A 21,188-nucleotide genomic window follows, 5' to 3' on the forward strand; every position below is an offset into this window, starting at 1 on the left:
GTATGCGCTACACCTAAACAATTTATTCATACCTTGCTGTCTTCTAATGAGGCGAGGTACACGGCAACGAAGCCCACCCGTTCACAATGACACTGTCATTTCGAACGGGTGGGTTTTTTTTGGCTTAAGGAAAGTACATGTTACACAAGACTGTAAAACACAAGTTCAAGCAGGTGGCAGGCTCCCTGACTCTGGTTGCGTCATTATTTACTGCCTCAGTGACTACCGTGTCTGCTGAGGATATTGGCTGGCCAGAAAAAGAAGAACTGAAGTTTGGCTTTATCAAGCTTACCGATATGGCGCCACTGGCGATTGCTTACGAAAAAGGTTATTTCGAAGACGAAGGTCTGTATGTCACGCTGGAAGCCCAGGCTAACTGGAAAGTGTTACTCGACCGTGTTATCGACGGCCAGCTGGACGGCGCACACATGCTGGCCGGTCAGCCGCTGGGTGCAACTATCGGTTTTGGTACCCAGTCGCACATTATCACCGCTTTCAGCATGGACTTAAACGGCAACGGGATCACCGTTTCTAATGATGTCTGGGCCGAGATGGAAAAACACATTCCGGTTGAAAATGGCAAGCCGGTCCATCCAATTAAAGCCGACTACTTAAAGCCGGTGGTAGAGAGTTACAAACAGGCGGGTAAGCCATTTAAAATGGGTATGGTATTTCCGGTTTCCACGCATAACTATGAGCTGCGTTACTGGCTAGCCGCAGGCGGCATCCACCCGGGTTACTATGCACCGCACAAAGGCGATACCTCAGGCCAGATTGATGCTCAGGCACTGCTGTCGGTAACGCCACCACCGCAAATGCCAGCTACCATGGAAGCCGGTACTATCTATGGTTACTGCGTAGGTGAACCGTGGAACCAACAAGCGGTATTCAAAGGGATTGGTGTACCGGTGATCACTGATTACGAAATCTGGAAAAACAATCCGGAAAAAGTTTTTGGTGTCAGTAAAGCCTGGGCCGAAGAAAACCCGAATACGCACATTCGCGTGGTGAAGGCGATGATCCGCGCCGCCATGTGGTTGGATGCAAACAACAATGCTAACCGCCCGGAAGCGGTAAAAATTCTGGCTAAGAGCAGCTATGTGGGCGCTGATGCCGACGTAATCGCTAACAGCATGACAGGTACCTTTGAATACGAAAAAGGCGACAAGCGTGAGGTGCCTGACTTCAACGTATTCTTCCGTCATAACGCGACCTATCCGTACTACAGCGATGCGATTTGGTATTTAACCCAGATGCGCCGATGGGGACAGATTGCTGAGCCTAAGTCTGACGATTGGTACATGCAGACAGCAAAGAGCGTATACCGCCCTGATATCTACACCATTGCTGCCAAAGCGCTGATTGAAGAAGGCCTGGCAGATCCTAAAGATTTTCCTGACTTCGACACAGAATCCGGCTTTAAGCCGCCGCAAACCGAGTTTATCGATAACGTGACGTTTGATGGCAGCAAGCCCAATGAATACTTAGAGAAATTCTCAATTGGTCTGAAAGGCGACACGGTTTTATAACCGTGTCTCCCGGACCCTCGATGATAAAAGGTAAAGACGATGAGTAAATCGGTACCAGTTGTCAGCCATATTGGCCAGATCCGCGGTAAAAATGTGTTAGGGAATATTATGTCCACCGTACCAAAATTATTGATGCCTGTTGTTGGCATATTATTATTCCTCGCGATTTGGAATGTGGTAGCCAAAAACATCGATACGTCGCTGGGGCAGTTTCCTGGCCCGGCGCAGGTGTGGGAACAAACCTTTACGTTAATCGATGAACACAGCGCGCAGCGAGAGAAAGCCGCTGCATTTTACGAGCGCCAGGAAGTTCGCAACGCCAAGCGTGTTGCACAGGACCCAACCTACGTGCCGAAAATTCGTGACTTCACCGGTGCGCCAACCTTCTTCGATCAGATATGGACCAGTTTATACACGGTGATGGTGGGCTTTTTTATTGCCAGCATTGTGGCGGTGCCAGTGGGGATCCTGTGTGGTCTGAGTAAATCCGCATACTCGGCCATGAACCCGCTGATCCAGATTTTTAAACCGGTGTCTCCGCTGGCCTGGCTGCCCCTGGTGACCATGGTGGTCAGTGCAGTGTACGTGAGTGATGACCCGATGTTTTCCAAGTCATTTATTACGTCTGCTTTCACCGTATCGCTGTGCTGCTTATGGCCCACGCTAATCAATACTGCGGTAGGCGTTTCTAACATCGATTCAGATCTGGTGAACGTGAGTAAGGTGCTGCGGTTAAAGCCATTAAGCCATGTGCAGAAAATCGTATTGCCAGCGTCTATTCCAATGATTTTTACCGGTTTACGTTTGTCACTCGGCATAGGCTGGATGGTGCTGATAGCGGCTGAGATGCTCGCGCAGAACCCGGGCCTGGGTAAGTTTGTCTGGGACGAGTTCCAGAATGGTAGCTCAGAGTCACTGGCACGCATTATGGTAGCGGTTATCACCATTGGTTTAATTGGTTTCCTGCTCGACCGTCTGATGCTGTCGGTACAGCGGTTGGTAAGCTGGGACAAAAACGCAGTGCTGCGCTAAGCGGCTAATATATTCGAGGAAATAAATTATGCAAAGCAGACATTTAGAACTCAGCCAGGTAGGGATTGACTTTCCTACGCCTAAAGGGCCGTTTACTGCGTTAACCGATGTGAATCTGAAGATTCAGAAAGGGGAATTTATCTCGCTGATTGGTCACTCAGGCTGCGGTAAATCTACCGTGTTAAATATTGTCGCCGGTCTGCATCAGGCAACCACAGGTGGCGTTATTCTCGACGGTGCTGAAGTGAAAGAGCCTGGCCCAGAGCGGGCGGTGGTGTTTCAGAACCATTCACTGCTGCCCTGGTTATCCTGCTACAAAAATGTAGAACTGGCTGTAAAGCAAACCCAGAAAGGGAAATCCAAACAGGAAATCCGTGACTGGGTAATGCACAACATGGAACTGGTGCATATGACCCATGCACTCGACAAGCTGCCATCGGAAATCTCAGGTGGTATGAAGCAGCGGGTGGGCATTGCCCGGGCGCTGGCTATGGAACCTAAAGTGCTGCTAATGGATGAACCCTTCGGTGCCCTTGATGCGCTGACCCGGGCTCATTTGCAGGACTCACTGATGGAGATCCATGCAGATTTGGGTAATACGGTGATCATGATTACTCACGATGTAGATGAAGCCGTGTTGTTATCTGACCGCATCGTAATGATGACTAACGGCCCGGCAGCTACCATTGGCGAAATTCTGGACGTTAAACTCGAGCGTCCCCGGGACCGTCTGGCACTGGCTGATAACCCTGAATATAACCACTATCGTCATGAAGTGCTGACCTTCCTTTACGAAAAACAGAAAAAAGTGGAAACCGTTTCGGGCCATAAAAAAAGCAAGCAGTCCGGCGCCAAAAAGAAGTCTGACGCCGCTTAAGTAATCTTAATAAAAACAATTTGTTAGCTCGGCCTTAAGAGGCCGGGCCGGGTATTCTCACGCTCAATTTAGGAATTTATCATGAAAACACAAAGCTCTTTTTTCAAACGAGGCCTGCTGGCTACGGTTATTTCTGCGGCCTTATTACCTGCCGCCCAGGCGGCTACTGAGTGGCATGATGCGTTATCAGACTCCAAGGCATCAGCCAGTTTTCGCCTGCGTTACGAAGGCGCGAATCAGGATAATGCGGTAAAAGATGCCAGCGCACTGACGCTGCGTACTTTACTTAGCTTTGAATCCGGTGAGTACAACGGCTTTTCATTTAAAGCGGATTTGGAAGATGTGACCATCGTAATGGGTCAGGGCGACTACACCGTTGGCCCGGCTGGTTACAACCCAGGCGAATATTCGGTGATTGCCGACCCGGAAACCACCGAACTGAATCAGGGCTATGTACAATTTAAAAATGACGGCCTGACCGTAAAAGCCGGACGGCAGATTATTGCGCTGGACGGCCACCGTTTTGTAGGACACGTTGGCTGGCGTCAGGACTGGCAGACCTATGATGCGGTATCGGTAAACTATAAGGCCAGTGATAAACTCAACGCGTTTTACGCCTACCTGAATAAGCGTAACCGTATTTTTGGTGAAGCGGCGGATATCGACTCAAAAGACCATTTGCTCAACGTCAGTTACAAAGACGACTTCGGTAAATTAACCGCTTATGCCTACCTGCTTGAAGTGGATAACAACACCGATAACAGCCTGGATACCTACGGTGTAAGTTATAGCGGAGCTTATAAAACGGATTCGGTTAAATGGCTTTACAACGCAGAGTTTGCTACCCAGTCAAGCGAAACGGCAGCGACTGATTACTCTGCCACCTATGCAATGCTAGAAGCGGGCGCAGTGGTTTCAGGCGTAACGGCCAAGCTAGGTTATGAGCTGCTGGGCTCTGATGATGGCATGTACGGCTTTGCCACACCACTGGCGACCCTGCATAAATTTAATGGTTGGTCTGATCAATGGTTAGGTACGCCAGCCCAGGGCTTACAGGATGTTTACGTGAGTGCGGCAACCAAATTTGCCGGTGGTAAGTGGTTGTTTGTCTATCATGACTTCAGTGCAGATGAAGCGAGCAGCACGGTTGACGACCTGGGTAGTGAGATCAATATCCAGTACACCACCAAAATTGCTGAAAAATTTAGCTTCGGCGCTAAATATGCCAATTATTCAGCAGGCGACATTAAGGTAGATACTGATAAACTATGGGTATGGATAGCCACTAAGTTTTAATCAGACCATGACAGCAGCCGCGATAGATAAGCTGATCCAGCAGCCTCCGTATCACAGCCTGGGATTCATCCTGGCCGGAGGCAGCTCCAGACGAATGGGGAGTGACAAAGCGCAACTCAAAGTGGGTCAGCAAACCATGCTTGATATCGCGGCTGGTGTGCTTCACGCGGCAGCGGTGAATCAGCATTTTGTAATAGGCGGCGCTCTAGCTGATTTAGTCGAACAGCAGTCAGGTCGGGGGCCTGCCAGTGCTATTTGTGATGTGCTGGCGCGTTTTTCTGCTACAGAGGATAGTCAGGGACTGGCTTTGTTTATGCCGGTTGATATGCCCCGTCTTTCTGTTTTCAGCATTGATACCTTACTTGAGTGCGCCAGGCGTAATCAGCAGACTGTCTATTACAGCGCGCACTATTTACCTTTGGTTATACCTGTCAACACGCAAGCGCAGGAGTCAGCACGGAAGCTTATTGCCGCTGACTCGTCACCTTCGGTACGTAAATTACTGGCCAGCCTGAATGCCCAGCCCGTGGCATTTAGTGGCAAAGTGGGTGAGCTGGTAAACATTAATCGCCCTGAAGAACTTGCCGAATTACGTTCAGGCGTTTAACAAAGCTTCCTTCACGTCCTCGGGTAACGTACTGGTAAAGTCTGCCAGATTTTGTGCGTTGTCCTTTACCGTAATGTACCGGTGGGCGTAGTAGAGTATGTTAATCCAGGCTTTATCTTCTTCAAGCGGTGCATCCTGGATATCCAGTAGCGGCGTAATTAGTTCTTCCGGGAAACACCACAGGGTAAGTAAAAATACCGTAATAAGAATATCCGGATGTGTGCTCACTTCCTTTAGCTGGTCAGCCAGTTGCGGTGAGCTTTCATTGACCATTGCCAGTACCAGTCGGCCAGTGCCATTTAGTACTGCTGCGGTAAATACCTGCTCCTTGCATTTGGCCGGACAATTCAGCGCAACCGCCAGGGCTTTGCCACAGGTCGCCATTTGACTGGTGCTTTCACAGACTTGCTGGTGGAGCGCGGCAGGCATGAGATGCGCGGTTTCAGTTTCCAGTACAAAACTGATGGTCAGAGCGTAAAGTAACTGCGTACCAAGTCTGCTAATAGCCTCTTCCAGGGTGTCGGTGGTGCGCTGGAAACCCAGGTAGGCCGAATTGGCAACCTGCATAATACGCGCGCCAATCAACGGTTCTTCAAGAATAATATCGGCAATCTGACTGGCGTTTGTATGCTCATCACTCAGCGCGGCACGTAACTTTTCGATAATTTCGGGTAATACCGGCAGCTGGCTTAACTGACCCAGGCATTGCTGTTGGGAGTAGGTCACCGGTAAGGCTTTAAGCTTTTCTACGTGGCTTAACAGTTCACCAAGGTGTTCGTCACTAAAAGGTTTATTGAGCAGACTGTGGGCATTACCGCTATTACCTAGCAGGATTTCGTCCCGGGTATCGCCGGTCATCAGAACGCGAATAGACAATGGATATTTTTCAGCGACTTGCCTGAGTAACTCCGCGCCATTGATCCCCGGCATTCTGTAGTCGCAAAATACAATATCCGGATAGGCTTTCTCTCGCAGTGACTCTTGCCATGTCAGCGGCTGATTGATAAAAGTAGCATCCCAATTTGGGATCAGACGCCTTGATGTGCGCCTGATCGCTTTGAGCATCAGTTCATCGTCGTCAATAAACACTGCATAGTAGTTATTAGTCATCGTTGCTTTACTGCCAGCCTCAAAAGCAAAAGTCAGTTTGCCCGCTACCTTGCTCCTATTGCCGCCAGTGTCGCTCCACACGGCTCAAAGGAAAAAATGGGCATTACCGGTTATGCTTATTTATACGATATTTTTTTGCAAGTTTACTGTTCGTAACCTATATAAATCAATGTAAAAATTAAAATACAAAGTCATTATTGTGTAAGATGCGACAATTGTGACAATTAAAGGGTTTTGGCTATGCATATCGGTGTCAATCGCTTCCCCCTGGATGCGAATGGATCATTTGGCGAAACGTGCGTGATATCTGAACTGGACAAAGCGGACATCAATATTGCTTTCGGTGATGTCGCAGCGGTAACCGCTCTGGCAGGCTCTAATAAGGCTGATAATAAACGTAACGGTGCGCGATGGATTGCTTCTTCCAGTTGTCTGGGGGCTATGAGCCACTTAGGCACTGATAAAGGCGAAAGCTATCTGCATGTGCTTTCTGTGGCCGATATTGATGGCGGCGCGGGCGTGGCCTCAGCAGAACTGGCGCCCGGTAAGGAGAGAGCAATCGCCGAGGCGACGCTGGTGAATGCGATGCAGGACGCGGGCAAGCTGGGTGAAATGCCGTCGCTGGTCTGGTTGATTGTGGCGCCAGGTAATGAAGAAGAAGTGCTCAATGGCCTGCATGGCGTGCTTGGTGACAGTGTGCCGATATTTGGCGGCAGCAGTGCCGATAACAGTATCGAAGGTAAATGGGTGCAGTTTGATGGGAATGAGCTGCATCACAACGGTATTGTGGTCGCGGTGCTTTACATGAGCGAGCCGGTGTCCTGTTATTTTAGTTCGGGCTATGAGCCGACAGAATTGTCTGCCCAGGTCACAGCGGGAGAAGGTCGAAAAATTTATACCCTCGACGGCGAACCGGCCGGCACGGTCTACAATCGCTGGCTGAATCTGCTCGATCAAGCGCCACTGGTACCTGGCAACATATTGCAGGCAAGTACCTATTTTCCGATTAGTCGCAACCAGGGCACAGTGAGCCTCGGTGTGCCGCTGCTTAGTCATCCGGCACGACTGAATGACGATGGCAGCATTGAGCTGTTTGCCAGCCTGGAAGTCGGCGAGCAGATTACGCTGATGAGCGGGCAACCGGATAATCTAATCCGACGCGCTACCGAAGTTACTGAAGTTGTGTTTAGAACCCATGAGCTGAATTATGAATGTCGCCCCAAGGCATTAATTATTGTTTTTTGTGGCGGCTGTATGCTGGCTGTTAAGGACCATCTTGATGAGATCCAGAGTTCGCTGCTGGTACTGGCTCAGGATGTGCCTTTTATTGTGGGATTTACTTTTGGCGAGCAGGGCTGTTTCTCAGATGGCATCAGCCGTCACGGTAATTTAATGATTTCTGCAACGGCAATAGGGTGAAATAATTCGTGACCGATGTAGAAAAACTCCACGAAACAATTCAAAAGTTACGTTACGAAAATGGCCAGTTGCAACGCTTTAAGCAGATTAATCAGTTAATGCTGCATAGCCTGGATGCAATCATGACATCTACTCATCGAAGTGAGGTGTTCGGGCGGTTATTTGAGGTAATTGGTGAGATATTGCCTTGCGATCAAATTCTCATTGCCCATCATAATGAAGAGCAAAGTACGGTGATTCCGGTTTGCAGCAGCATCGAGGGGAAAACCTTTAAACCCTTGCGCTATACCGATTTAACCAACGTTTTTGAAGAAACCATGAACGTATTTAACGTGGCTTTGATCCCGGGGTGGAAAGCCCACCTGGGAGATTGGTTACCGGATGCGAACTCGGTGCTCATTCACCCTATCAGTACCTCCCAGGCTAAATATATCTGGCTGATTTCCGACAAAAATATTGGTGCATTTTCTAAGCAGTACGAAGATATCTTCGTATCTTTTAGTGCGTTTGTCGCGAATACCTTGTCTCACTTCGAACAACGTAGTCTTATCCGCGAGCGCGAAACCCTGCTTGAGGAACGCGATCGTATTGAAAAATCGATGATGCACCAGGACAAAATGGCCGCTTTGGGACAACTGGCTGCCGGCGTAGCTCATGAACTGAATAATCCGCTGGGTTTTATTAACAGCAACCTGTCCAGTTTGCAGGATTACATTGGCGATGTCAGTGAGTTTGTCAGTAAGGCAACAGAATCGTCAGAGGCAATGAAAGCGCTGCACAAAAAGATGGATATGGACTATATTTTAACAGATACGGACGATTTGATTGATGAGTCGCTGCAAGGCATTCGACGTGCCAGCGATATTATTGCCAATCTTAAATCCTTCTCACATCCGGATGAGAAAACCCGAGTTGATCTGGATTTAAACTCCGTTATTGAGCTGGCGCTGACCATTATCAAAACCCAGGCAAAAACGGTAGTAGATATCGAATTTACCCGTTGTGAAGAAAAACCTGTGATTCATGTTAACGCCAATCAGCTTGCTCAGGTCTTTATCAACATTGTGACTAATGCAATCCAGGCGATAACCGATAAAACAGGCAGGATAACCATTACTATTGAAGCTGGTAAAACCACCGTGGATTGCCGCATAGCAGACAACGGACCGGGCATTCCGTCAGCGGTGGCAGCTAAAATTTTCGATCCGTTTTTCACCACTAAAACCGTGGGAATGGGAACCGGACTGGGATTATCCATATCAAAGGCGATTATTGAAAAATATGGTGGCGAGCTACATCTTGAATCAAGCAGTGCCAAAGGGACATGCTTTTTGATCCGTTTACCCCGGGTTAGCGAATAACGAATGTGCGAACAGCGCAAAGTAATTAAATGGACGTATACAGCCGGTTCAGAATGGAGGAATCAATGGCCAGTGAGACAACAGCGAATGTATTTGAGTCAACCTTCGAACAGTGTGGCATAGGCCTGGCCCATGTTAGCCCTGAAGGGGGATTTATTCGCGTCAATGCCGCGCTCAGTAGCTTTCTTGGCTACAGTAAAGAAGAGCTGGTAAAGCTGGATTTTCAGGATATTACTCATCCTGACTATCTTGACAAAGACCTTCAGCACGTGGCGGAGTTACTGGACGGATTCTACGATTCCTATCAGATGGAAAAACTCTACGTCCATAAAAGTGGCAGGATGGTGTGGGGTAATCTTACCGTTACATTAGTGCGAAATGACGATGATACGCCGGCTTATTTTATCTCTGTGGTGGAGGATATCGACGAGAAGAAGCGGATAGAGCAGGATTATTTTGAATCCCAGGAAACCCTCCGCTCTATTATCAGTTCCTTATCCGACCGTATGGCAGTTAGCGTCGTCAGTCCCGACCTGACGTCTTTAATCTATATTAATGAGGGCTATCAGCGTATCTGGGGGCGCAGCGCTAAAGAACTCTATGATAATCCAAGAAGCTTTATCGGCCATATTCATGTGGCAGACAGGCCACGGGTAATGGATTTCTACCGGCATACCATTACTAGCCCCTGGTCCTTTGAATATCGCATCATGCGCGATGACGGTGAGCTAAGATACATTCGTGAACGTGGCGAAGTGATCCGCAACCCGGCAGGCGAGGTGATCAGTCTGGTTATAACCGCAGACGACATCACCCACGATAAACAAATGCACGAAGCACTTAAGTCTGCCAACGACAGACTCAATGTACTATCAAGAACCGATGGCCTGACCGGGATTAATAACCGCCGCGAGTGCTTATATGCGCTAGATGCAGAATTTAAACGATTACAGCGGATTGGCGAACGTACCACGTCCACTCTGGCGTTCTTAGATCTGGATAAATTTAAGCAGGTCAACGACCAGTATGGCCATCAGACGGGCGATAAAGCGCTGCAGGTGATAACTGAAAGGATAAAATCCACCATGCGCGCCAATGATCTGGTGGGACGTTATGGCGGTGATGAATTCTTGCTGCTGCTAAAAGATACCCGGGACTATGAAGCACAGCACCTGATTGACCGTATTTTTACGGAGCCGCTGATAGTCAGGGGGGAATGTGGCGAGGAGATCCTTATTCAGTGTTCTATCGGCATGTCACAATGGCATCAGGAGCTGGAAAACGTTCAGCAATGGATTGATGAAGCAGACAGACAGATGTATCACGTAAAAGGGAATAAGGCATCCTAGCCACCTTACCCTAATGTGTATCACAAGCAGGGTAAGGTTAGCAGGCCCGGGGTAAGTCTAATAGCCTTGTTCTTTGCCCCAGGCGGCAATAATGGCTCTTTCCTCATCGGTCATATTGGTTTTATTTAAAAACGGCATATCCCGGGTAACCGTGGTGCGGTTCACCAACTGGCGGCCCTGACGCTCAATGTCGGCCCAGCTATCGAGTTTCACTCCCAGCGGCGCAACCTTGAAGATGTCGTCGGTAGGGTTCGTTGCATGGCAGCCTACACAGTGGGTTTCAACCAGTGCCAGCACCTGCTTATCCAGCGCTGATAACGAAACAGTCTGGCTTTCACTAACACTCGCTGCCGGCGCTTCACCCATCTCAGGCTGCGGCTTCGGCCAGGACACCCACAGCGCTACAGCCAGCAAACCCAGCATACCACTCACCAGCACGGCCGGACTGAACTTACCCACATGACGCAGATTAAAAAAGTGTCTGATCCAGGCGGATAGCGCCATGATCGCCACTAATACTAACCAGTTTTGCGAATGCTGATAGGTCATCGGATAATGGTTGCTGATCATGATGAACAGAATAGGTAAGGTCAGGTAGTTGTTATGCACCGAGCGTAATTTAGCACCCGCGCCCCAGGCCGGGTCGACGGCTTGTTTGGCGGCGACGGCATCGACCATTTTGCGCTGTGCCGGCATAATATTGAGCCACACATTGGCCACCATTATCGAACCAATCAGCGCACCAACGTGAATGTAAGCGCCGCGACCACTAAACCAGTGAGTGGCCAGATAACTGGCAACCACCAACAATGCGGTCAGGGCAAGGGCGAACACTTTTGGGTAATTGGCGAGTGGCGAACGACAGGCCAGTTCATACAAGAGCACACCACCGGCCAGTAAGCCGAGTCCGCGGGCAATCGCTTCACCTTCGCTAAGCGCCATTACCGACGGGTCGATAAGATACGCCGAAGCGGCAAAGTAATACACAATGATAAGTAACGCGAACCCGCTCAGCCAGGTGGAGTAGGCTTCCCATTTAAACCAGTGCAGGGTTTTGGGCATTACCTCCGGGCCATAGGCATATTTGCCGACTTCATAAAAACCGCCACCGTGCACGGCCCACAAGTCGCCTTTAATGCCTTTTTGCTTTTTCCACTCCGGCGGTGTTTCCAGGCTGTTATCCAGCCAGATAAAATAAAATGACGCACCAATCCAGGCGATGCCGGCAATTACGTGAAACCAGCGCACAAATAATGAAAGCCAATCAAGCCACGGCATGGTTAGAGCTCCTGTTGTTGATATAGTGGTTGACCCGCCACATAGGTGGCCACAGTGGCGCGATCGTCGCCGAGCATGGTCAGGGCAAAAAGGGTGTCTTCGCAGGTACTGTCTGCGTCGATGCGAAGCTGAGTAAGTGCATCAAAACGAGGGTTAAGCACCACAAAATCGGCATCACTGCCCGGATTGAGGTTACCAATTTGATCGCTTAACCCCAGACTATCGGCAGCCCCCTGGGTGAGCATATAAAAGCCTTGTAGCGCCGACAGGCTGTAGTTGCGTAACTGACAAATCTTATAAGCCTCGCCGAGGGTTCTGAGTAGGTTAAAACTGGTGCCACCGCCTACATCGGTAGCCAGTGTGACCGGTACGCCGAATTTTTCGGCTTTGCTCATTTCAAATAAGCCGCTGCCTAAAAATAAATTAGATGTGGGGCAGAAAGCGGCAATGGCGCCACTATCGGCCATGCGCTGCCATTCGCTGTCAGACAGATGAATACAGTGGCCATAAACGGCTCTGGGGCGAACCATATGGTACTTTTCGTACACCGCCAGATAATCTTCGCACTCTGGATACAGGGTTTTTACCCAGGCGATTTCATCGTGATTTTCCGACAAGTGAGTCTGAATAAACACGTCCTGGTATTGCTGCGCCAGCTCACCCAGTGCGGCCATTTGGGCGCTACTGCTGGTGGGCGCAAAGCGCGGGGTAAGGGCGTAGTAATTTCGCCCCTTACCATGGTAACGGTCAATCAGATCGGCACTGTCGTGCTGGGCCGACTCGGGCGTATCCTGCAACCAGTCCGGGCAGTGCCTGTCCATGCATACTTTACCGGCCACGGTGAGCATATTGCGTTGGCTGGCTGCCTCAAACAGCGCCTCGGTGGCGACCTTATGCACGCTTGAATAAACCAGACCGGTCGTGGTGCCGTTTTTCAGGCATTCGGTTAAAAAGGCGTCGGCCATAGTGTTGGCAAAGTCGGCATCTTCAAACTGACGCTCCGCCGGAAACGTAAAGTTGTCGAGCCAGGTCAGCAGCTGTTCACCGTAACTGGCGATAATTTCGGTTTGCGGAAAATGCAGGTGGGTATCAATCAGTCCCGGAATAATAACCCGGCCTGAGTAATCGACAACTTCTACATCGTCATAGGTTGCTTTCAGCGCTGAAAAGTCGCCAAGATCGGCAATCTTGCCGTCTTTTATCAGCATCGCACCATCTTTAAAGCTCTGTAAATCGCTCTGATACTGGCTTGTCGAATGCGGATAATGATATAGCGTTCCGCGAATGAGTTGTGTTGTTGCCACTAGCTACCCCGGTAACTGCTAAAACCAAACGGAGAGATAAGCAGCGGCACGTGGTAGTGGCCACCGTCTTCGGTCATCTCAAAATGGATATCGACGAAGGGATAAAATGACTGGCCATGATTGGCAATCAGGTAGTCCCTGCACTCAAACCGAATGGCATAAACGCCGGCGCTGAAGGTGATATCGGGCCAGTCTTTACAACGTCCATCACTGTTGGTAACGGTAGTTATCTGACTACCATCCGGGCCGGTAAGTGTGACCGGCATATCGGCAACCGGTTTACCTGAAGTGGTATCTAGCACATGGCTGGATAAACTGATCATTATGAAGCTTCCTGTGTTGGTGCGCTTAACCCTTTGGTCAGGCGTAGCAGGGTGATTTTGATTTGTTCGGCAGCGGCGTTTTCGAGCTCGCTGACCGTATCGTTGGGCAAGCGTTTTTGCAGCGCTTGAAGCATGGTATCGGCGCTAAGCCCGGTGGCACAGATAATAAAGATAAAGCCGTGTTTGTTAAGGTACTCATGATTAAGCGTATGCAGCACCTGCAGTGTTTCTTCGCTGGCTACCGCAGTGCCTTGCTGTTCTGATGCTGCGGTGTCTTTGGTGTTGGCGAATTTGGCCCTGAGACTGTTTACATCACCAATCATCGGGTGCGCTTCAAAGGCCTGGCGGTAATCGCTTTCGGTGAGCGATTCCCACACTTCTACCGCGTAGCTGTATACATCAGCAGCGCTTTTATACGGCCGGCCTGTGACCATGGCATTAACCCAGCGCTCAGCCGCGCAGCTGGCTTCAAACCAGTCGTAAGCGGCATTATCGTCCAGTTGATTTAATTCATTGAGTGTCATGAAGTACTTCCTTTTTCGTGTTGACAGTGCCGGATGCTGCTGAGCCAGTAACCCCATGCAAGCGCTGAATAATTTGTGCGCTTACCGATACAGCCACTTCCACGGGCAGTTTGCCCGGTATTTCACTAAGGCCAATGGGGGTCACGAAGTGCGCGAGTTGCTGTTCGCTGATCCCTTTACTTTGTAAACGGTGGACAAACCGTTTCGCTTTGGTCTGAGAGCCAATCATACCTACGTAAGGTAAATCCGGGTGTTTGAGGGCTTTTTCGGCCAGCTCAAAATCCAGTTGATGATCGTGGGTCATAATTACCACCCAGCTGCCACCGGGTAACAATGGAATTTCGCCAACCGGCTCATCGTCACACAGATAGTCCACATTCGCCGGCAGGGGGCCGGTGGGCGTAAGTGACTCGCGGTTATCAATCCAGCGTACAGACAGTGGTAGCTGCGCGAGGACAGGCACCAGTGCCTGGGCCACATGACCCGCGCCAAACAGCGCCAGTACCTGGCGGTGACTAACGTGGGTTTCTATCAGCAATTTTACTGCGCCGCCACAGCACTGGCCCAGTTTACTGGCCAGCGGAAAAGGGTGGACCGCCTGTTGGTTCTGGCGCTGGTTGACACTGTCTGCCAGAGCCTGCCGGGCCAGCTCTATGGCTTTAAACTCCAGGTGACCGCCACCAATGGTGTCAAACTGGCGGTCAGCAGTGACGACCATTTTGGTGCCTTGTTCACGGGGCGTGGAGCCAGCCGTGGTAAGTACCGTGATAAGCGCATAACCCTCGGCGTGTTGTTCGCAATAGTGAATAGCCTCGAACCAGCGTCGTACCTGCCATTTTTCGTTTTGCATATTACTGCTCTCCACCGGCATTCTGTATGGCGTTAATGGCCATCAGGACTTTTTCTGGTGTGGCCGGGGCAGGCAGATCAGGATCCACCTTATAATCGGCCAGACTGGCAATGGCGTCTTTAATTGCGCACCACACGGAGATGGCCAGCATAAAGGGTGGCTCCCCTACGGCTTTGGAGTGATAAATACTGTCTTCGGCGTTGGGCCGATCAAACAGCGCGACGTTAAAGTGTGCAGGCGTATCGCCAATTGCCGGTATTTTATAGGTGGCCATGTTATTAGATATTAACCGGCCGCTGTCATCCCAGCGTAAATCTTCGGTGGTGAGCCAGCCCATGCCCTGAATAAAGCCACCTTCAATCTGGCCGCGGTCAATGGCGGGGTTAAGGCTGGTACCTACGTCATGGAGGATATCCACTTTATCGAGGGTATATTCGCCGGTCAGGGTATCCACACTGACTTCAGAAACAGCCGCGCCGTTGGCAAAGTAAAAGAACGGCCGGCCAGAGCCGGTTTCGCGATCGTAGTATATTTTGGGCGTGCGGTAGTAGCCGGTAGCCGATAACGAAATACGCGCCATGTAGGCATTCTGAATTAACTGGGTAAAGGGCAGGTGATGACCGCCGGCGCTTACCTGACCCGCCGCAAAGATCACATCTTCTGCCGGCACGTTAAATTGTTCGGCAAAGAAAGCGGCCAGGCGCTCTTTAATAGTAATACAGGCATTTTGTGCGGCTTTACCGTTAAGGTCGGTACCACTTGATGCCGCTGTGGGCGAGGTATTAGGCACTTTATCAGTGCGCGTGGCGGTTACCTCGATATTATCCAGCGTTACGCCAAATTCATGGGCCACAATCTGGCCGATTTTAGTGTGCAGACCCTGGCCCATTTCGGTACCACCGTGATTAACCTGAATACTGCCATCGGTGTAGATATGCAGCAGTGCACCAGCCTGATTAAGGTGTTTGGCGGTAAATGAAATACCAAATTTTACCGGCGTCAGGGCCAGACCTTTTTTGATTATCGGGCTGGCAGCGTTAAACGCTTTTACTTCTTCGCGGCGCTGCCAGTAATTGCTGTTGGCCTCCAGTTTGCCAATCAGGTCGGCCAGAATATCCTGCTCCAGTGGCATCCCGTATGGGGTAACCGTACCATTCTCTTCACCATAAAGGTTGAGCTTACGCACGCTTAACGGGTCCAGCCCGATTTTTCGGGCTACCACGTCCATCATCAGCTCGGCCATAATAAGCCCTTGTGGGCCGCCAAACCCCCGGAATGCCGTATGTGACACAATGTTGGTTTTAAGGCGGTGGCCGGTGATATGGGTATCGCCTAACTGATAGGCGTTATCAACGTGAAACATGGCGCGGTCGACAATGGCGTCTGATAAATCCGGTGAGTGGCCACAGTTGCCCGATACGGTGACTTTGGCACCCAGCATTTTGCCGGTTTCATTAAAGGCAATTTCATAGTCGTTTTCAAAAGGGTGACGTTTGCCGGTGGCTTGCATATCGAGCATGCGCGGCAGGCGCATTTTTACCGCGCGCCGGGTACGCAGTGCAAAAACCGCAGCCAGACAGGCCCACTGGGCCGCCTGGGATTCTTTACCACCAAAACCACCACCCATACGGCGCATGTCTACCGCTACGCGATGTAATTTTACGTCCAGCACTTCGGCCACCAGTTTTTGCACCTCACTGGGATGCTGACTGGAGGTGAAAATGCTTATGCGATCTTCTTCTTCAGGGATCGCCAGGCTAACCTGACCTTCCAGATACATATGTTCCTGACCGCCCACCGATAAATGACCGGAAGCCGTTAAAGGGGCAGTTTGCAGGGTATTGCTGACATCACCACGACCAAATTCATGGGTAGGGCGTACCTTGGCATCGGCGGCCAATGCCTCATTTGTGGTGAGAATAGCCTCTGCTTCGGCAAAGGTCATGGTGGCTTTAGTGGCGGCAACCCGTGCTTGTTCCTGGGTTTCTGCCAGGACGGCGAATACCGGCTGGCCATGAAATTTCACTTCTTTATCGAGCAAAATGGGATCGCCACCAAACACCGGGCCAATATCGGTATGGCCGGGAATATCGCTGATGGTAATGACGTCGATAACCCCGGGAGATCGTTTCACGGCGCTGAGATCCAGTGAAGTCAACGTGCCACTGGCGACATTGGTAACCCCAGCGCTGGCATAGCATAGCGATGCCGGTGCGGGGATATCGTCGACATACCGCGCGCTTCCCGACACTTGTCGTATAGCACTTTCGTGCTTTTCAGAGCGCAGCAGTGGTGAGTGTTCGGCCTTGTGTGAAGGTTGATCGACAAGTTTACGCATATGCTGTCACCCGGGTTGTGGCTAATAGTTCAGATTGTGTTTCAAACCAGAAGCGCTGCCATAAATTGGCGAGAATTTGTTTACGATAGCTCGCGCTGGCCCGCACATCATCAATGGGGGAAAAAGCCTCAGCCAGGATTTTCATGCCCAGTTGGCGGGTACTTTGATCACTCCAGGTTTTACCCAGCAAGCGCTGTTCCAGCTCTTCGCAACTAACCGGAGTAGCGGCCACACCGCCAAAACCTGAGCTGATAGCACGAACGCTGCCGTTGTCCAGCGTTACCGTGAACACGGCACAGACCGCAGATATATCATCTTCGTGGCGTTTGGAGACTTTATAGGCTTTTAACTGTGTCTGGTCATCCAAATGGTTAAAGCGAATAGCGCTTATCCACTCTTTATCGGCCAAAACGGTTTGGCGATAGCCGGTGAAAAATTTATCGGCCGGGACCTCGCGGTATTCGCTGCCGTTATCAATAATAACGGTGGCATTCACGGCCAGTAGTACCGGCGGCATATCCCCGATAGGAGATGCATTGGCTACATTGCCGCCAAGCGTGGCCTGATTTCTTATAGGCAGGGAGGCGAATCGGTCAATCAGTTCGTGTAACTGAGGAAAATGCTCGTGCAGCACCGGTGCGATGTCGCTGAGGGGTAACGCTGCACCAACGGTAACCGCTTGTTTGTCTACTTTTAGTTCACGGCATTCCTTAACCCGGGTAGTGCTTACCAGGGTTGGGAGGGTTTTTAACTGTTGGGTATATTCAAGTGACAAATCGGTGCTACCGGCAACGAAACGTGCATCCGGATGTTCCTCTAGCAAGGCTGCCATGGCTTCACGGCTCGAAGGTAAATAAACCTTGTTTATCACCGGCGTGGATGTCTCTGCAGCGATGGCCTGTAGCTGTTTAAGTACCTCGCTCTCCTGTACGGTGAACTTATCCGCGCCCCGGTGTGCGCAGCTGTCTATCGTCGCATCTATGATTGGCCGGTAGCCGGTACATCGGCACAGATTGCCTGACAGCGCTTTGTTAACGGTTTCACGCGTGGCGGGTTGGTCAGTATGGTAAAGCGCAAACATCGACATCACAAAACCCGGCGTACAAAAACCACACTGACTGCCATGGTGTTCAACCATGGCTTGCTGCACCGGGTGAAGGGTGTTGCCGTCACTGAGATGTTCCACCGTGATCAGTTGTTTACCATGTAGCGCAACCATGAGCGTTATACAACTGTTCACACTGCGGTAAAAAATACCGGTTTGGGAAGGGGCAATTTCACCAAGAACGACCGTGCATGCACCACAATCGCCCGCTGCACAGCCTTCCTTGCTGCCTGTCAGCGCTTTCTGGTCACGCAAGTATTGCTGTACAGACACTTCTGCAGCATCTTTTTCTAGCGTAACTAATTCATTATTAAGTAAAAATTTTATCATCCTGTGCTCCGGGCCTGAGATGGCGGGCTAATTAGCGCATACCATACCGGAAATACTATTCAAAAAGTAGACCAAGTGGTCAGTTTTTTGTGTTTAAATAGCGCTGCAGCCTAACCGGCATGCGAACCAGGCGTTATCAGGTAGGGCGCCTGTCAGGCTTCTGCCTGCTTTCTGTAAAGTGTAGCGCAGGATACTGTGACGACAATTGCGTGGACTGACCACTTGGTCTGCAAAAAAATGACTAAGTGGTCAGGAAATTGCTGTAAATCAGACCCAGTACTGAGACAAAGCAACGAGAAAGTGACAAGATATAGCATGAATGGACATCCGCCCGCTATCACAGGCAGGGCGATGCCTGATGATATTCAGGTGCTCAGTCAATTTCAGTGAAAAACAAGGAACGCAGTATTAATGGCGAGTAAATCGAAAATGGACGGTAGTATCGGGGCTAAGAACAAACAGAAAATTCTGGCCGCGGCTGAAAAGGCTTTCGCAACTTACGGTTTTAAGGGCACTTCGGTACAGCAAATTGCTGACGAGGCGGAGTTACCGAAAACCAATATTCTGTATTATTTTAAATCCAAGCAGGGCTTATACGTGGCCATGTTGCAGGACATCATGTCGCTGTGGAATTCACGCTTCGACCAGGTGACCGAAGACGACGATCCGGCACAGTCGCTGGCTGATTACATCGCAGATAAAATGACAATGTCACGGACCCATCCCCAGGCATCTAAAATTTTCGCCATGGAAGTACTCAATGGCGCGCCTTATCTCAATAAGTTTTTCAGCAATGAACACGTGGCCTGGATGGAAGGGCGGGTGGCTATTTTGAATAGCTGGATAGCCCAGGGGCGGATGACCGTCGTTGATCCGCTGTATCTGTTATTTCATATCTGGGCCTGCACCCAGCACTACGCCGATTTTTCGGCACAAATTACCAGTTTGCGAGGCAAAACCATGAAACGGGCAGATTTTGATGAAGCGACCCGGCAACTGGTGCAATTGATATTGTCAGGCTGTGGACTCACCGTGCCTGAAAAATACCTGGAGTCAGCGAAATGAGTGATTACCCAAGAGATCTGATTGGCTACGGTGCAAACCCACCCCATCCTGAGTGGCCGGGCAATGCCAGGGTGGCAGTGCAGTTTGTCCTGAATTACGAAGAAGGCGGAGAAAACTGTGTGCTGCACGGTGACAGCCACTCTGAAATCTTTCTGTCGGAGATCATTGGTGCACAAGCCTATCCGGACCGCCACCTGAGCATGGAATCTATTTATGAATATGGTTCCAGGGCCGGGTTCTGGCGTTTGCACCGCTTGTTTACCCAGGCCAATATACCGGTTACTGTGTTTGGTGTGACTATGGCACTTGAGCGTCATCCTGAAGCGGTTAAAGCCATGCTTGATGCCGACTGGGAAATCGCCAGTCACGCACTGCGCTGGATTCATTTTCAGGACATGGATATTAATGAAGAACGGGCCCAGATTGAAGAGTCGGTTATTCGCCATAAAGCGCTTACAGGCAAAGCCCCGGCAGGCTGGTACACTGGCAGAACGAGCCCGAATACACTGGCCCTGATTGCCGAGCGCGACGATATTCTTTACTGCGCCGACTCCTATGCTGACGATTTACCCTACTATGATACACACTACAGTAAGCCATTGTTGATGGTGCCCTATACGCTGGATACCAATGACATGCGCTTTGCCACGCCGCAGGGTTTTAACAGCGGTGAGCAATTTTTCACTTACCTTAAAGATGCTTTCGATGTGTTGTACGAAGAAGGGCTGGATGCGCCGAAGATGTTATCCATCGGCCTGCATAACCGTATTATCGGCCGTCCGGCCCGGTTTGCAGCGTTAAAGCGCTTTGTTGAGTATGTGCAGGGTCACGAACAGGTGTGGTGTTGTACCAGGGAGCAGATCGCTCAGCACTGGGCAGAGCATTTTCCTTACGGTGAATGATAACCTTTTCAGATGAAGTAGTTATTATAAAAATAACCGTCATGCCGGCCTTCGAGCCGGTATCTCCTGAGCAGAACGACTTAGCAAAAACAGCCACAAGGTTGAGGTAGCCTCAGCATTCGTCGGGTTGCCGACAGCAACAAGGGGCGAAGTGCGACGCCCCTTGACCTCCCGCAGTTCTAAATTGCGAAACAGCCTATTGGCAGACAAAAAGGGCAAACCTAACGCGCTGAGCGGGCGTCCTGCCCGCGCAGCCCTGGCTCGTCGTCCGTGACGAGCCTACGGATTACCTGAAACTTTTTGTAGGCCAATAGTTCGCAATAACCGAACGGGTAAAAAGCCGATGTTTCAACATCGTATTGTAGCCTTGGAACATCCCTTCAAACCGGCCGCGCAGCCTGAAAACAACACTGTCATCCCGGCCCTTGAGCCGGGATTGCCCTCAGGGATCTCCTAAAAAGGCTGATTCGGTTAAAAAAACCATTGAGTATCGGAGGAAGACCGGAGAGACACCGGATAGCGGCTAAAGCTGCTTCCGGCATGACGGGGTGGGGTATTGGCCTTCAAAAAACATCGTCATACCGGCCGT

At 50.4% G+C, this 21,188-nt stretch carries 18 protein-coding genes; 10 read left to right on the plus strand and 8 right to left on the minus strand.

Annotated elements, in window-relative coordinates; genetic code table 11:
• Positions 1 to 137 precede the first annotated feature (137 nt).
• The 5 genes from D9T21_RS09240 to mobA all read left to right on the plus strand — a co-directional run bounded on the left by D9T21_RS09240 (position 138) and on the right by mobA (position 5,341).
• Positions 138 to 1,529 (plus strand): CmpA/NrtA family ABC transporter substrate-binding protein, encoded by a 1,392-nt coding sequence (locus D9T21_RS09240; RefSeq protein ID WP_123324696.1) that lies wholly within the window; start codon positions 138 to 140, stop codon positions 1,527 to 1,529.
• A gap of 108 nt (positions 1,530 to 1,637) precedes the next feature.
• Positions 1,638 to 2,561 carry an ABC transporter permease gene (locus D9T21_RS09245; protein ID WP_240622061.1) on the plus strand — a complete coding sequence of 308 codons (924 nt, stop codon included), beginning with the start codon at positions 1,638 to 1,640 and terminating at the stop codon, positions 2,559 to 2,561.
• Positions 2,562 to 2,589: 28 nt separating this feature from the next.
• Positions 2,590 to 3,438, plus strand: coding sequence for an ABC transporter ATP-binding protein (locus tag D9T21_RS09250; protein WP_105936655.1), 849 nt, complete (start codon positions 2,590 to 2,592; stop codon positions 3,436 to 3,438).
• 81 nt (positions 3,439 to 3,519) lie between these two features.
• Positions 3,520 to 4,734 carry an alginate export family protein gene (locus tag D9T21_RS09255; RefSeq protein WP_123324697.1) on the plus strand — a complete coding sequence of 405 codons (1,215 nt, stop codon included), beginning with the start codon at positions 3,520 to 3,522 and terminating at the stop codon, positions 4,732 to 4,734.
• 7 nt (positions 4,735 to 4,741) lie between these two features.
• Positions 4,742 to 5,341 carry a molybdenum cofactor guanylyltransferase gene (gene mobA / locus D9T21_RS09260; RefSeq protein ID WP_123324698.1) on the plus strand — a complete coding sequence of 200 codons (600 nt, stop codon included), beginning with the start codon at positions 4,742 to 4,744 and terminating at the stop codon, positions 5,339 to 5,341.
• Here mobA and D9T21_RS09265 read toward each other — a convergent pair.
• Positions 5,330 to 6,451, minus strand: coding sequence for an HDOD domain-containing protein (locus tag D9T21_RS09265; RefSeq protein WP_164464627.1), 1,122 nt, complete (start codon positions 6,449 to 6,451; stop codon positions 5,330 to 5,332). The genes mobA and D9T21_RS09265 overlap by 12 nt on opposite strands.
• Positions 6,452 to 6,691: 240 nt before the next feature.
• Between D9T21_RS09265 and D9T21_RS09270 the strand changes: the two genes are divergently transcribed.
• The 3 genes from D9T21_RS09270 to D9T21_RS09280 are packed head-to-tail and all read left to right on the plus strand — an operon-like array spanning position 6,692 to position 10,580.
• A complete protein-coding gene (locus tag D9T21_RS09270; RefSeq protein ID WP_123324700.1) occupies positions 6,692 to 7,870 on the plus strand; it encodes an FIST signal transduction protein in 1,179 nt (392 codons plus the stop codon).
• Between the two features lie 8 nt (positions 7,871 to 7,878).
• A complete protein-coding gene (locus tag D9T21_RS09275) occupies positions 7,879 to 9,231 on the plus strand; it encodes an ATP-binding protein (protein WP_123324701.1) in 1,353 nt (450 codons plus the stop codon).
• 29 nt (positions 9,232 to 9,260) lie between these two features.
• On the plus strand, positions 9,261 to 10,580 hold the full coding sequence (locus D9T21_RS09280) for a diguanylate cyclase (RefSeq protein WP_123324702.1): 1,320 nt from the start codon (positions 9,261 to 9,263) through the stop codon (positions 10,578 to 10,580).
• 57 nt (positions 10,581 to 10,637) lie between these two features.
• Here the strand turns inward: D9T21_RS09280 and D9T21_RS09285 are convergent, their stop codons facing one another.
• From D9T21_RS09285 to xdhA, 7 genes are read right to left on the minus strand one after another with little or no spacing between them, the layout of a single operon-like run.
• Positions 10,638 to 11,858 carry a urate hydroxylase PuuD gene (locus D9T21_RS09285; RefSeq protein WP_123324703.1) on the minus strand — a complete coding sequence of 407 codons (1,221 nt, stop codon included), beginning with the start codon at positions 11,856 to 11,858 and terminating at the stop codon, positions 10,638 to 10,640.
• Positions 11,859 to 11,860: 2 nt separating this feature from the next.
• On the minus strand, positions 11,861 to 13,162 hold the full coding sequence (gene guaD, locus D9T21_RS09290) for a guanine deaminase (protein ID WP_123324704.1): 1,302 nt from the start codon (positions 13,160 to 13,162) through the stop codon (positions 11,861 to 11,863).
• Positions 13,162 to 13,485, minus strand: coding sequence for a hydroxyisourate hydrolase (gene uraH / locus D9T21_RS09295; protein ID WP_123324705.1), 324 nt, complete (start codon positions 13,483 to 13,485; stop codon positions 13,162 to 13,164). Before uraH ends, guaD begins: the two co-directional genes overlap by 1 nt.
• Positions 13,485 to 14,009, minus strand: a complete 525-nt coding sequence (gene uraD / locus D9T21_RS09300) for a 2-oxo-4-hydroxy-4-carboxy-5-ureidoimidazoline decarboxylase (RefSeq protein ID WP_105936645.1) — start codon at positions 14,007 to 14,009, stop codon at positions 13,485 to 13,487. The genes uraH and uraD overlap by 1 nt, the downstream gene beginning before the upstream one ends.
• Entirely contained in the window at positions 13,996 to 14,859 is an 864-nt protein-coding gene (xdhC, locus tag D9T21_RS09305; protein ID WP_164464628.1) for a xanthine dehydrogenase accessory protein XdhC, read from the minus strand. Before xdhC ends, uraD begins: the two co-directional genes overlap by 14 nt.
• Position 14,860: 1 nt before the next feature.
• A complete protein-coding gene (gene xdhB, locus D9T21_RS09310; protein ID WP_123324706.1) occupies positions 14,861 to 17,197 on the minus strand; it encodes a xanthine dehydrogenase molybdopterin binding subunit in 2,337 nt (778 codons plus the stop codon).
• The gene (gene xdhA / locus D9T21_RS09315) at positions 17,190 to 18,632 is read right to left on the minus strand and encodes a xanthine dehydrogenase small subunit (protein ID WP_123324707.1); all 1,443 of its coding nucleotides are present in this window, start codon (positions 18,630 to 18,632) and stop codon (positions 17,190 to 17,192) included. Before xdhA ends, xdhB begins: the two co-directional genes overlap by 8 nt.
• A gap of 411 nt (positions 18,633 to 19,043) precedes the next feature.
• On the opposite strand from xdhA, the gene D9T21_RS09320 reads away from it, so the two are divergent.
• Both D9T21_RS09320 and puuE read left to right on the plus strand, forming a co-directional pair.
• On the plus strand, positions 19,044 to 19,697 hold the full coding sequence (locus tag D9T21_RS09320; RefSeq protein WP_123324708.1) for a TetR family transcriptional regulator C-terminal domain-containing protein: 654 nt from the start codon (positions 19,044 to 19,046) through the stop codon (positions 19,695 to 19,697).
• Complete coding sequence (puuE, locus tag D9T21_RS09325) at positions 19,694 to 20,599, plus strand: allantoinase PuuE (RefSeq protein WP_123324709.1); 906 nt, start codon at positions 19,694 to 19,696, stop codon at positions 20,597 to 20,599. Before D9T21_RS09320 ends, puuE begins: the two co-directional genes overlap by 4 nt.
• The last annotated feature ends 589 nt before the right edge of the window (positions 20,600 to 21,188 follow it).

The organism is Marisediminitalea oceani (genome assembly GCF_003731635.1).
Classification (GTDB): domain Bacteria; phylum Pseudomonadota; class Gammaproteobacteria; order Enterobacterales; family Alteromonadaceae; genus Alteromonas; species Alteromonas oceani.

Coding starts and splice junctions, on each gene's coding strand:
- D9T21_RS09240 (WP_123324696.1), top strand. CDS start 138: ATGTTACACAAGACTGTAAAACACAAGTTCAAGCAGGTGGCAGGCTCC.
- D9T21_RS09245 (WP_240622061.1), top strand. CDS start 1,638: ATGTCCACCGTACCAAAATTATTGATGCCTGTTGTTGGCATATTATTA.
- D9T21_RS09250 (WP_105936655.1), top strand. CDS start 2,590: ATGCAAAGCAGACATTTAGAACTCAGCCAGGTAGGGATTGACTTTCCT.
- D9T21_RS09255 (WP_123324697.1), top strand. CDS start 3,520: ATGAAAACACAAAGCTCTTTTTTCAAACGAGGCCTGCTGGCTACGGTT.
- mobA (WP_123324698.1), top strand. CDS start 4,742: ATGACAGCAGCCGCGATAGATAAGCTGATCCAGCAGCCTCCGTATCAC.
- D9T21_RS09265 (WP_164464627.1), bottom strand. CDS start 6,451: ATGACTAATAACTACTATGCAGTGTTTATTGACGACGATGAACTGATG.
- D9T21_RS09270 (WP_123324700.1), top strand. CDS start 6,692: ATGCATATCGGTGTCAATCGCTTCCCCCTGGATGCGAATGGATCATTT.
- D9T21_RS09280 (WP_123324702.1), top strand. CDS start 9,261: ATGGACGTATACAGCCGGTTCAGAATGGAGGAATCAATGGCCAGTGAG.
- D9T21_RS09285 (WP_123324703.1), bottom strand. CDS start 11,858: ATGCCGTGGCTTGATTGGCTTTCATTATTTGTGCGCTGGTTTCACGTA.
- uraH (WP_123324705.1), bottom strand. CDS start 13,485: ATGATCAGTTTATCCAGCCATGTGCTAGATACCACTTCAGGTAAACCG.
- uraD (WP_105936645.1), bottom strand. CDS start 14,009: ATGACACTCAATGAATTAAATCAACTGGACGATAATGCCGCTTACGAC.
- xdhC (WP_164464628.1), bottom strand. CDS start 14,859: ATGCAAAACGAAAAATGGCAGGTACGACGCTGGTTCGAGGCTATTCAC.
- xdhB (WP_123324706.1), bottom strand. CDS start 17,197: ATGCGTAAACTTGTCGATCAACCTTCACACAAGGCCGAACACTCACCA.
- xdhA (WP_123324707.1), bottom strand. CDS start 18,632: ATGATAAAATTTTTACTTAATAATGAATTAGTTACGCTAGAAAAAGAT.
- D9T21_RS09320 (WP_123324708.1), top strand. CDS start 19,044: ATGGCGAGTAAATCGAAAATGGACGGTAGTATCGGGGCTAAGAACAAA.
- puuE (WP_123324709.1), top strand. CDS start 19,694: ATGAGTGATTACCCAAGAGATCTGATTGGCTACGGTGCAAACCCACCC.